General features: G+C 64.6%; 8 protein-coding genes. 5 read left to right on the top strand and 3 right to left on the bottom strand.

Annotation, left to right across the window (positions count from 1 at the left end; all coding sequences use genetic code 11):
- Window positions 1-4: 4 nt before the first annotated feature.
- Entirely contained in the window at window positions 5-472 is a 468-nt protein-coding gene (locus GTP44_RS03130; protein ID WP_267875222.1) for a GNAT family N-acetyltransferase, read from the bottom strand.
- 184 nt (window positions 473-656) lie between these two features.
- On the opposite strand from GTP44_RS03130, the gene GTP44_RS03125 reads away from it, so the two are divergent.
- From GTP44_RS03125 to GTP44_RS03105, 5 genes are all read left to right on the top strand, one after another.
- Window positions 657-2,111: an alkaline phosphatase gene (locus GTP44_RS03125; protein ID WP_161018283.1), complete on the top strand. Its 1,455-nt coding sequence runs from the start codon at window positions 657-659 to the stop codon at window positions 2,109-2,111.
- 26 nt (window positions 2,112-2,137) lie between these two features.
- A complete protein-coding gene (locus tag GTP44_RS03120) occupies window positions 2,138-3,532 on the top strand; it encodes an alkaline phosphatase (protein ID WP_160991244.1) in 1,395 nt (464 codons plus the stop codon).
- A 50-nt stretch (window positions 3,533-3,582) separates the two neighbouring features.
- A complete protein-coding gene (locus tag GTP44_RS03115) occupies window positions 3,583-4,245 on the top strand; it encodes a hypothetical protein (protein ID WP_161018282.1) in 663 nt (220 codons plus the stop codon).
- 104 nt (window positions 4,246-4,349) lie between these two features.
- Entirely contained in the window at window positions 4,350-7,100 is a 2,751-nt protein-coding gene (locus GTP44_RS27985) for a sensor histidine kinase (RefSeq protein ID WP_161018281.1), read from the top strand.
- Window positions 7,101-7,169: 69 nt separating this feature from the next.
- The gene (locus GTP44_RS03105) at window positions 7,170-8,516 is read left to right on the top strand and encodes an MATE family efflux transporter (RefSeq protein WP_229256751.1); all 1,347 of its coding nucleotides are present in this window, start codon (window positions 7,170-7,172) and stop codon (window positions 8,514-8,516) included.
- On the opposite strand, the gene GTP44_RS03100 is transcribed toward GTP44_RS03105, so the two are convergent.
- Together GTP44_RS03100 and GTP44_RS03095 are read right to left on the bottom strand one after the other, a co-directional pair.
- A complete protein-coding gene (locus GTP44_RS03100; protein ID WP_161018279.1) occupies window positions 8,517-8,798 on the bottom strand; it encodes a TehB family protein in 282 nt (93 codons plus the stop codon).
- Between the two features lie 71 nt (window positions 8,799-8,869).
- Complete coding sequence (locus GTP44_RS03095; protein ID WP_161018278.1) at window positions 8,870-12,394, bottom strand: CHASE domain-containing protein; 3,525 nt, start codon at window positions 12,392-12,394, stop codon at window positions 8,870-8,872.
- Window positions 12,395-12,472 lie beyond the last annotated feature (78 nt).

The following is a 12,472-nucleotide window of genomic DNA, read 5'->3' as shown; positions in this document are numbered from 1 at the left end:
GGCTTCAACGTAAAACGTTACGCAGCAGGCTGGCGCTATCCGGCAGATAGCCGAGTTTATGGAAAAGGCGTTGTGCCCGCTCGTTGGCGGGCGCGACGTCTGCGATCAGCTCGGTCAGCCGCAAATCGTCCCTGGCGTATCGTGTCAGCAAAGTGATCGCCTCGGCCATGTAGCCTTGGCCCCAGGCGGTTTGCTTCAGCAGGCAGCCGACCTCGGCCTGCCCGCCATCGAAGCTGTGCAGGCCGCACGTGCCGATCAGTTGATGCGTATCGCGCTCAATGATGGCCCACTCCAGCGATTCGCCGCTCGCCAGCAGCTTGCGGACACTGGCAAGCATGACGCTGACGGTGGCCAGATCGGGAAACGGCGCCTCGTCGGTATATTGCATGGCCAGCGGATCGCCATAGATGGCGAGCAGGGCGGCGGCGTCGTCATCCGCCATTTCTCGGAGAACCAACCGCTGGCTCTGCATTTTTGGCAGTAATTCAAGTGGTTGATGCATTTGTGATGTTGCTTTTCAGACAGGATGGCAATCTTACACGTATTCGCAACCATATGCCTAAGCTGAATATGCTGAGATGAAAGTTGCTGTGGTCATAGTCTTGTCATAAAGAATTGTTATCTTGCAAATCTCTATAACAAGTTGGATTGACGACATGAACCGTAAGTCTCTTCTGATCGCTGCATTGAGCGCCGCCTTCCTGGCCGCTTGCAGCAGCAGCGACAATAATACGCCCGCCACCACCACGCCACCGGTCGCGGCCGCGCCGAAGAATGTGATCTTCTTCCTCGGCGATGGCATGGGCCTGACCACCATGACCGCCGCCCGCATCTACGCGGTCGGCGAGGACGGCGAGCTGACCATGGACACGCTGCCGGAAACCGCCTTCGTTAAAACCTTCTCCAACGACGCCCAGGTGACCGACAGCGCGCCGTCGATGGCCGCGTACATGACCGGCGTGAAAATGAACAACGAAGTGATCTCGATGTCGCAGAACACCAACGCCATCGATCCGATCACCGATGCCGCCGGCAACAAGCTGGGCAATAACTGCGGCACCAACAACGGCACCGCCGCCACCACGCTGCTGGAACTGGCCAAGACCGCCGGCCTCGGCACTGGCGTGGTCAGCACCGCGCGCGTGACCCACGCCACGCCGGCCGCGACCTATGCGCACATCTGCCACCGCGATCTGGAAAACGACATCGCCGCGGCCGCCGTGCCGGGCGGCGCCGGCTACAACAGCGCGCTGGGCACCACCGGCCTGGATGTACTGATGGGCGGCGGCAGCCAGTTCTTCAAACCGGTCAAGGATGGCGGCAAGCGCGCCGACGGCCGCGACCTGATCGCCGAGCTGAAGGCCAAAAACTACGCCTACGCCAGCAACGCCACCGAGTTCAGCGCCATCGATGGCACCAAGACCGACAAGCTGCTGGGCCTGTTCACCTCCAGCCACATGAGCTACGACCTGGACCGCGATCCGGCCAAGGAGCCCAGCCTGGCCGACATGACCACCAAGGCCATGGATGTGTTGTCGCGTAACAGCAAGGGTTACTTCCTGATGGTCGAAGGCGGCCGCATCGACCATGCGCTGCACGAAACCACCGCCAAGAAAGCGCTGCAGGACACCGTGGCCTTCGACAACGCCATCAAGGCCGCCATCGCCAAGGCCAAGCTGACCGATCCGACGCTGGCCAACACGCTGATCGTCGTCACCGCCGACCATGACCACACCTTGGTGCTGAACGGCTACGCCAAGCGCACCGGCAAGACCACCGCCGCCAGCGCCGGCGTGCTGGGCGTGGTGAAGAACTATGTCACCGGCGCGGCCGACAAGGATCTGGACGGCGCGCCGTATCCGATCATCGGTTTCGGCAACGGTGAAAACCGTGTGCAGGGCAGCCGTACCAGCCAGGCCTCGCTGGACGAGAGCGTCACCGGCGCCAGCACCTACCATCAGGAAGCGGTGATCCGCATGGGCGCCGGCGGTGAAACCCACGGCGGCACCGATGTCTTCCTGGGCGCCATCGGCAAGGGCGCCGAGACCTTCACCGGCACCATCGACAACACCAAGGTGTTCACGCTGGTGAAAAACGCAGCTGGCCTGTGAGTCATACTTTAAGAACGGAACCACACATGAAACGTACTCTCGTCGCCGCCGCGCTGGCGCTGTCCTTCACCCAGGCCGCCTACGCCGCCGGTGAAGCCAAGAACATCATTTTCTTCCTTGGCGATGGCATGGGGCCGTCGACCATCACCGCCTCGCGCATCTACAAATACGGCGAAGCGGGCAGCCTGACCATGGACACGCTGGAGCGCACCGCCCGCATCAAGACCTACTCGAACGATGCGCAGACCACCGACAGCGCACCATCGATGGCCGCCTACATGACCGGCGTGAAGATGAATAACGAAGTCATCTCGATGTCGCCGGAAACCGTCGCCACCAATCCGGGCAAGGACGTCAACGGCAACCTGGGCGTGAACAACTGCGCCGCCGGCAACGGTACCAGCGCCACGACCATTCTGGAACTGGCCAAGGCCAAGGGCAAAGCGGTCGGCACGGTGACCACCACCGAGCTGACCCACGCCACGCCGGCCACGGCCTGGTCGCACATCTGCAACCGCAACGCGCAGTACCAGATCGCGGCGCAACTGGTGCCGGGCGGCGCCGGCTTCAATACCGCGCTGGGCGACGGTGTTGATGTGCTGATGGGCGGCGGCCGCAACCACTTCACGCCGTACAGCGCCACCAACACCGCCGGCCGCGCCGATGGTCGCAACCTGCTGACCGAATTGGCGGCCAAGGGCTACACCGTGGCCGCCAGCAAGACCGAGATGAGCGCGGCCACCGCCGGCAAGAAGTTCATCGGCCTGTACAGCACCAAGAGCCATCTGGAATACGAACTGGACCGCACCGCCACGCCGCCACTGGGCGAGGGCGCGACCCAGCCGAGCCTGGCTGAGATGACGGTCAAGGCGATGGACCTGCTGGCGTCGAACAGCAACGGTTACTTCCTGATGGTGGAAGGCGGCCGGATCGACCACGCGCTGCACGGCACCAACGCCAAGCGCGCGCTGACCGACACCATCGCGTTTGACGATGCCATCAAGGCCGCGCTGGACAAGGCCAAGCTGACCGACCCGACGCTGGCCAACACGCTGATCATCGTCACCGCCGACCATGACCACACGCTGGCGTTCAACGGCTACGGCAAGCGCGGCAATCCGATTCTGGACATCAATCGTGGCTACCGCGACAACCAGCCCAGCAAGGATGCCGACGGCAACACCTACACTACGCTGGTGTTCGGTAACGGCCCGAACCGTCCGAACACCCGCGTGAGCCTGGACAGCACCAAGGTACTGGCGGATAACTATCTGCAGGAAACCGGCGTGCGCCTGGCCAGCGAGACCCACGGCGGCGGCGATGTGAAGCTGTTTGCCACCGGCGCCGGCGCGAAGCCGTTCAAAGGCACGCTGGACAACACCAAGGTGTTCAGCCTGCTGAAATCGGCCTTCGGCTTCTGATGATCTGGGGGAGCGGGACAGACCCGCTCCCTTTTTACTTGAAGAGTTGTATGAAAAATCTGTTTCTGTTTGCCGCCACGCTGAGCGTGGCTGTTTGCGCTTCCGCCACCGATCTGGACTTGAAAATCGCATACTACAGCAAGGTGATCACGCCCGAAGGCGTGACCCGCGAGGCGCGCTACGAAGATACGATGCTGCGCCGCGCCGGCCATGTCTGGACCATGCGCGTGCTGCCGGCCCACGCCGCCGAACACCACGACGACCAGCCGGGCGCGCACAAGCACTTCAACCATGTGGTGCTGGCGCGCCATGTGGTGCAGGAGGGCGGCAAGACCCGCATCGAATTCATCGATGCCCACGACAAGGACGTGGTGGCGATCCCGCCGTCCGAATACGGCAACGTCAGCTTCGACGGTTCCTGGGATCACGCCTACTATCTGCTGGACAGCAAGCGGCTGAAGACCATGCCGCTGTCGTCGCGCCCTTCGGCCGTGGCCGGCGCCCGCTGGCGCGAGCGCGAGGACAAGGGCCTGTTCGAGCGTGTGCTGTGGGATGACCAGCGCCAGATCCCGCTGGCCATCGAGAGCGGCGACAAGGCCGGCACCTTCGTCAACCGCGTGGACATCACCGTGCAGCCGGGCCTGACGCGTGATTTGCCCTGGCAAAAGCTCAAGGGCTATTCGCAGAAGGAGTTTGCGGACTTCCTGGACTAAAACGTTGCTTCCGCCCGTAGCGATTGAAAAATACTACGATAGAGGGAGTGAACTGCCTTCGGTAAGCCTTTTCGTCGCTGACGGGGCTGTACAGCTTTGACGGCGTGACATTTCGCCGCGAGACCGAAGTGTTTGGCCACGCGCTGGTCTCGTCGAATACCTTATCGGTGCTGGCTTTGCCCGATAATGGCTTGGCGGTGGGCTACAAGTTCGGCGGCGTCAGCCTGTTTTCACCGCAGGGCGTGCGACACTTCCGGCCGGGGACAGATTTTCCGCTGGGTTCCACCCAGCAAATCATCAGCGACGCGCAGGGGCATTTGTATGCCTGTACCTCGACGGCCATCGTCGCGCTGCGGGGCCAGACGTGGCAAGCGCTCGGTACCCGAAGTTTTCCGAAGAAAACCCCCAGCATCATCGCCATCGATCGCAGCGGCACACTGTGGGCCCAGCTGGGCACCGGTCTGTATGCGTTCGATAACGCGACGGATCAATTTTCCCTGGTCGCCAGGATCAATCCGTCATCGACCATCTCATCCGTCAATGGCGTGCTCCGTGTCAAGCTGGAGAGCGGTGAATTCGCCAATATCGAACGCTCCGGTCGGATTGAGCTGTTGCCGCTCGGTGAACCCCGGCGTTATGCGAGCCTGGTCCAAGGTCCGGCGCGCATCTTGTTGGGCGCACGCGACGGTGGGCTGGGCCAGCTGGTGCAGGACGCCGACGGGCGCTGGCGAGAGACCGAGTTTTATCCCCCCTTTTATGACGCGGTGGCGGCGTTGGGCAACTTGCCTTTTTTAGCGCTGCTGGATCGCGAAGGTAATCTGTGGGAGGCCAGGACGGCGGCGGTGCAACGCTTGCGGCTTCAGCGTTTCCATCACATTAAAATGCAAGATTGGCTCTGGTTCGTCCAACGCGGCATCGGGGACGAAATGTGGATCGGCGGCGCCCGTGACACGATGCAACGCCTGAAATCCGACGGCACGGTGCAGGCAACCCAATTGATCTCGCCGAATGTCTCGCTGCGCGTATCGCCGGGGCAGGTGTGGCTCGGCACCGAAAGCGAGCTATGGGAGTTTAACCAAAACAGCGAGCGGCGCTGGCCGCTGCCGGCGCAACTGCAGAATCAGTTCGGTATCCAGGCGCTGGCCAGGGAGGCGGGCGGTACGTTGCTGGTGTCGATCATGCGCAATGGTCTATGGCGGTTCGATCAGGGTGTTTGGACGCAGGACCAGCGGGCCGCGCATCTCAAGGACGCGACGCCGATCAGCATGCTGACGGATGGCGCCGGCCGAACCTGGGTCGGCTTTACCGATAGCCGGCTGGGACTGCTGACGCCCGATGGCATGGACCTGGTCTCGGCACGGCTCAAGCTCCAGATCGGCAACGTGTTAAGCATGCTGGAGATCGGCGGCCGGTTGCTGATCAGCGGCGATGCCGGGGTGGCCTGGGTGGCGCCGCAAGGTGTGCAAATGATGCAGTTCCGTCGAGCGCAGCCGGTGCAACGCGTCACCGGCATGGTGCTCGACCACGCGGGCCGGCTGTGGATGCATGGCGACGAGGGCTTGCACGTGCTGTCGGCTGGCGGGCTGGAAAAGTTTTGGCACGCGCCGCGGACGGTCCTGGAGACGGAATTGTTCAATTTTGAAGACGGCGTGCGCGGCGTGGCCTCGCCCACCAGACCGCTGCCATCGCTGGCGCTCGACGGCGAAGGCCGCGTCTACTACGCGACGATGTTACAGGTCGGGTGGGCGGACCCGGACACGATACGCCGCAATCCCCGTCCGCCTGATGTGCTGATTCGCTCGCTTGCCACGCCGGACAGGCAATATCCCCCGGTCAGCGGGACGGTGCTGCCGGAGCTGACCACCGCCGTGGATATCGGCTTTACCGCGCCGTCGTTGTCGATCCCGGAGCGGGTACGCATCAAGTACCGGCTCGATGGCGTTGACCGGGAGTGGCGCGAAATCCAGCAGGAGCGCGCCGCGCATTACACCAATCTGGCGCCGGGCAAATACAGCTTTCAGGTGATTGCCGCCAATGAGGACGGCGTTTGGAATCTGCAGGGCGCGGAACTGGTGTTCACCATCGCCCCGGCGTTCTGGCAGACCGCGTGGTTCCGGGCGGTGTGTGGGCTGTTGCTGGCGCTGACGGCCTGGCGCTTGTACCGCTGGCGCGTGGCCATCGTCAAGGCGCGCGCCCTCGATTACGCGGAAGGACAGTGGCATGCCACGTTGCAGGAGCGCGGCCGCATCGTCCGTTCGTTGCATGACAACCTGCTGCAGGCGGTGCAGGCGCTGATGATGCAGTTTCATCTAGTGCAGTCCAAACTGACCAGGGAGCCGGAACTGCAAGCGAAGATCGAGGCGGTGCTGGACCACGCCCAGCAACTGGTGCAGGAAACCCGCGACGAGGTGATGGGACTGCGCAGCGTTAATCTGGAGGATGACTGGACCGGTGAATTGCGGCGCATGATCGCCGGCATGGCGCCCGACATTGCGCAGAAACTGGAGTTTGTCGTCGAAGGCTGCGCTGGACGCGTCACCGCAACGACGGTCGAGGAGATTATCTGCGTGGTGCGCGAGGCGGTGCTGAATAGCGCGCGGCACGCGCAGGCAAGCCAGATCCAGGTGCACTTGCAATTCGACGACGACCAGGTGGTGGGGCAGGTTATCGACGATGGCGTGGGTATCGACGGCGCGCTGGCCGGCGCCGGCAAGACCGGCCATTTCGGGATCGTCGGCATGCGCGAACGGTTGCAGCGCATGGGCGGCAATCTGAATATCGCGCGCCGGGACAAACAAGGCGGCACGCTGGTGCGCTTCACCATTCCCGCCAGCCAGGCGTATCGCGTGTTATAAAATACGGTCCTTTAGTGGACCCCTCCTTTTTTTATGCCCGTTGCCAGAACCACTGTCCGCACGCCTCCGATGTTCAACCTCGCCTGGCCCCTGTTGGTGGAACTGGGCCTGGCGATCGCCTCCAGCATTATCGGCACCGCGCTGGCGTCGCGCATCTCGGACCAGGCGGGCGGCGCGTTTGCCATCGCCAGCCAGGTGTCGGCGGCGCTGTTCATCCTGTTCCGCATCATCGGTGCGGGCGTCAGCGTGGTGGTCACGCAAAACTTGGGCGGCGGTCAGCGCGAGGCGGCCAACAAGGTGGCGCGCGCCGTGGTCGGCGCCAGCACCTGGCTGGGCGTCGCCACCGGCCTGATTGCGATGGCCGGCTCGCATGGCCTGCTGCATCTGTTGAATACGCCGGCCGAGGTGTTCCCGCTGGCCGCGCCCTTGCTGATCGCGCTCGGGCCGGCGATGCTGTTCGACGCCTGGAACGCGTCGATGGCCGGTGTGATGCGCGCACACCTGCGCACGCGCGACACGCTGGTGGTGCTGGTCATCATGCACGTCAGCCATCTGCTGCTTGCGCTGCCGTTGATGTACGGCTGGGGGGCGCTGCCGGCGCTCGGGCTGCCGGGCTACGCGCTGGCGCTGGCGGTCAGCCGCATGCTCGGGTTGGCGCTGCATTTGCTGATGTGGCGTATCCACCTCGGCATCACGCTGGTGCGCGCGGACTGGTGGCGGCTGCCGCGGCGCGAGCTGGCGGCGGTGCTGCATATCGGCCTGCCGGGAGCGGCGGAGAACATCGCCTGGCGCCTGGCCTTCATGGTCAGCGTGGCGACGGCGGCGGAACTGGGCGCCAGGGCGCTGGCGACGCAGGCCTACGTGCTGCAATTGATGGGCGGCGTGATGATGTTCAGTATCGCCACCGGGCTGGCGGTGGAAATCGTCGTGGGTTATCTGATCGGCGCCGGTCAGTTGCGCGAGGCGCATCGCGTCGTCAAGCGCGCGCTGGCGCGTGGGCTGGTGGTTTGCGTGCTGATCGCCGCCAGCGCGGCGTTGCTGGGTCGATGGCTGCTAGGCTGGTTCACGCAGGATCAGGAGATCCTGGCCGCCGGCGCCACGCTGCTGTGGATCACGGTGGTGCTGGAACCGGGCCGCACCTTCAATCTGGTGGTGATCAACGCCCTGCGCGCGGCCGGCGACGCCCGCTTCCCGGTGATGGCGGGCGCGTTCTCGATGCTATTCGTGCTGGCCGGCGGCAGTTGGTTGCTGGGCGTGGTGCTGGGCTGGGGCCTGCCTGGCGTGTGGATCGCCTACGCCGCCGACGAATGGATACGCGGCTTGATCATGTGGCGCCGCTGGCAAACCCACGCCTGGGTGCCGCACGCGCGCAACTCGCGCAAGCGCTTGCGCGATCCGCTGGTGATCGAAGGTTAGTTAGCGGTGGAAGTCCAGTTGAAAACGCACCGGCCCGACCACCTGGACCTGATGTTCGATACGCGGTTCCACCACGCCGGGATGATCGGGCGTTAGCAGCACCTCTTCCGGTGGCACGCACGGATCGGTGATGCGGTATCGCAGGCTGCCTTCGAGGACGCGGATGCGCGCCCATACGTCGCCGGCGGTGGTATGGCCTTGTTGGAGCGCGGCGGGCACCGTGTCCTGGGTAAAAACGGCGGTGCTTTTGTAGAAGACCGCGCTATCGGGAATGGTTTTCATGACGTTCGTCCTAAAAGGTATATATAGAATACTACATTAAATCCGGGCCGCTTGCACACGTGGCGAAAATCCTAACCGATGGTGGCGGCGCGCTGTGGGGGCGGGAGGTTGCGGGCGATGGCGCGCAGCATTTCTTCAACGTCGATTGGCTTGGCGATGAAGTCGTTCATGCCGCAGGCGATGCAATGTTCGCGTTCGGACGCCATGACGCCGGCGGTCATGGCCAGCACCGGCAGACGCAGTCCCAGCTCGTTGCGGATGATGGTGGTGGCTTCGAAGCCGTCCATCTCCGGCATCTGTACATCCATCAGCACCAGATCGTAGCGGTGCGCTTCGCCGCGCAGATGCTCGACGGCGGCGCGGCCGTTGTCCACCGTTTCGATCAGCGCGCCGGCGTGGCCCAGCATGGTGCTGGCGACGAGCTGGTTGACCGGGTTGTCCTCGACCAGCAGGATGCGCACGCCGTCAAGGCGCTGGCCGGCGTCGCTGTCAGCCGCCGGCGTGGCGTCTTGGGCGTGCGCCTGTTGTAGCGCTTCGGCCAGGCGGGTGACGGTGACGGGTTTGAGCAGCACGGCGTCGGCGGCCTGCGCGCCGTCGGTGTGCAGCAGCTTGCCCTGGCCGAATGCGCTGATCATCAGCAGCACCGGCGCCTTGGCGATGGCGGCGTCGGCGCGGATGGCCTGCATGGTGGCCAGGCCGGACATGCCTGGCATGTCCCAGTCCACCAGCACGGCGTCATGGCGGGCGTTCGCACGGCGCAGCAGCGCCAGTGCCTGTTCGCCGGTGCTGGCGCTGTCGCAGGTCCAGCCGCGCGCGGCGATGCTGCGGCACAGGTAGTCGGCGCTGGTGGCGTCGTCGTCCACCACCAGCAAGTGCTGCACGCTTCCCAAACGCTCGTGCACCGCTTCCGCGCCGACTTGCAGCGGCACCATGAGCATGAATTCACTGCCGACGCCCGGTGTGCTGCGGACGTCGATGGCGCCGCCCATCAGCGCGGCGATGCGGCGCGAAATGGCCAGACCAAGGCCGGTGCCGCCGAAGCGGCGCGTCATCGAGGCGTCGGCCTGCGAGAAGGGCGCGAACAGCTGCGTCACACGATCGGCCGGGATGCCGATGCCGCTGTCGCGCACTGTGAAGCGCAGCGTGGCCGGCGCGTCGGCCAGTTCCACCAGCACCGACACCGCGCCTTTTTCAGTGAACTTGATGGCGTTGCCCACCAGGTTGACCAGCACCTGCTGCAAGCGGTGACCGTCGCCCACCAGCGACTGCGGCACGCCCGGCTCGACGCCGATCGCCAGTTCCAGATCCTTTTCGCCGGCGTTGACGGTCATGATGGTGGCGACCGCTTCCAGCATGGCGGTCAGCTGGAAGGGCGCCGGCGCCAGCTCCATGCGGCCGGCTTCGATTTTGGAAAAGTCCAACACGTCGTTCAGGATGCTGAGCAGCGAGTTGCCGGACGAGCGGATCATCTCGACATATTTCTGCTGCTCGGCGGACAGCGCGGTATTGCCCAGCAAATGCGCCATGCCCAGCACCGCGTTGAGCGGCGTACGGATTTCATGACTCATGTTGGCGACAAACTCGCTCTTGGCGTGGCTGGCCGCCTCCGCCTGGTCGCGCGCGGCGATCAGCGAGCTTTCCGACTTGCGCAGCGCGCCGGTCATCTGTTTGGCCAGCGCGGTGGCGTAGGCCTGGCGCGCCGTCAGTGCGCGCACCACGCCGAAGAACAGCAGGCTGATAATCACACCGGCCAGCAGCACGATGTGCGATTTCTGCCGGTCGATCGCGTCTTCAAACGCTGGCTGCGAGGCGAAACGCAGCGTCCACTGATGATGCATCAGCGGCAGCGGCATGGTGCGTTGGTAAGGGTTGGGATATTGCCGCGGATCGGCCTGCGTTGGTTCGCTGGCAAACAGCAGCGCCGCCGGCGTGGTGGCCTTGCCGTCGAAGATCTCCATCCGCACCGTGCGATCGACGGGGCCGAGCAGATCGCGCATTAATTCGTCGGCGCGTATCGGGCTGTAGGCGAAGCCCTGCAGCGCCGCGATGCGCTGCTCCGGCGTGGCCTCCGCCGCGAGATGCGCTTGCTTGCGGTACACCGGGAAGTACATCAGGAAGCCAGGCAGGGTGGCGCTTAGTTCGTCCTGCACCAGCACCACCTTGGCGCTGACCGTTGGCGTACCGCTGATCGCCGCCTGCGTCAGCGCCACGCGGCGCGTGGGCTCCGACATCATGTCATAGCCGAAGGCGCGCAGATTGCGGCCGGAGAATGGTTCGATGTACATCACCACCGCCGACATCCCCGGATCGTCGCCCTGGTGATTGCTCCAGATGTGAAAGTCCTCGTAGCCCTGGTAGCGGATCTCTTTCTCGGCGGCCGCGCGCTGCTCGGGACGCAGCACTGTGGCGTAGCCCAAGGCCATCACGCCGGGGAAGTTGTGCGGCAGATCCATGGCCTCGGCAAAGTCGCGCCATTGGTCGCGGGTGGGATTTTCCTGCGCCTTGAACAGCGCCTGCGCGCCCCGCAGGCCCGATTCGTAGAGCGTCATGCGGCGCGCGATGCGCATGGCGATGTCTTCGCATTCGGCCGCGAACTGCTCTTGCGCGCGGCGTTCGGTGCTGGCCGCCAGCAGATGCCACACCGCCACCGTCAGGCCGACGCCGATCAGCAGCGTGGCCCACTGCGCCGCGCTGTAGTTGACCGCGTCGTCACCGGCACGCTTGCGCTCACTGGCGTCGGCGCTCAGCACCATGGCGATCAGGCTGCACAGCATGATGAAGCTGGCCAGCGCGATCAGCGCATCGTTCAGCGTGCCGACCGCAAACGGCCCGCGTCCATTGATGGTGCCCATCACCGCCGCGCCGGCGGTGATGATGCATACCGTGCTGGCGCCGCGCAAACCATAACGGTGGGAAGACCAGGCGATGGCCAGCACAAACAGGTAGGGCAGCCATCCGAGGCCATCGTCGGACGTGTAGCGGCGGCCGAACACCAGATACGACAGCGCCACCAGCATTGCCAGCGCGGCGCCGATTCTCAGGCCGCCGCGCCAGTTCCAGCGCGGCGGACGCCGCACGCACCAGACCACGATGGCGGGCCCGAACAGCAGCACGCCCGTGGTGTCGCCAATCCACCAGGTCAGCGCGATGACGCCGTGGGCCGCCTGCGGCGCCAAGCCGCTGAGCACCATGGTGGTGCTGCCGATGCCGGCGCCGACCGCGCACATGGCCATCGCCACCACCGCGAATTTATAGACGTTCTGCTGCTGGCCGATGGGGCCCTTGACGTCGAAGTAGCGCCGCACCAGCCATACACCGGACAGTGCCTCCAGCACGTTGCCGAAGGCGATGCACAGCGACGCGATGATCGCGCTGCCGTCCAGCGTGACGCCGTTGGCATGGAAGGTGGTGAGGTTGGCGATCAGGGCGCCGGCGAAGATCGCCGGCCAGGCGCGGTAGCCCATCACCAGCAGCGCGGCGAAGGCGATGCCCGACGGCGGCCAGACCGGCGTCGCGTTGGTATGCGCGAACGCCAGCATCAGACTGGCGTGGGCTGTCATTGCGTAGCACAGTGTAAGCAGCACAAACGCGCGCATGGCGGTAATCTGTGGTTGTCAACGATGAACCACTATAACGTAAATATTGTCATATTGGTTTGGCATTCGGCGCCCTGA

The sequence above is a fragment of the Duganella lactea genome, assembly GCF_009857505.1.
Lineage (GTDB): Bacteria > Pseudomonadota > Gammaproteobacteria > Burkholderiales > Burkholderiaceae_D > Rugamonas > Rugamonas lactea.
This window is presented reverse-complemented; position numbering and strand designations above follow the sequence as displayed.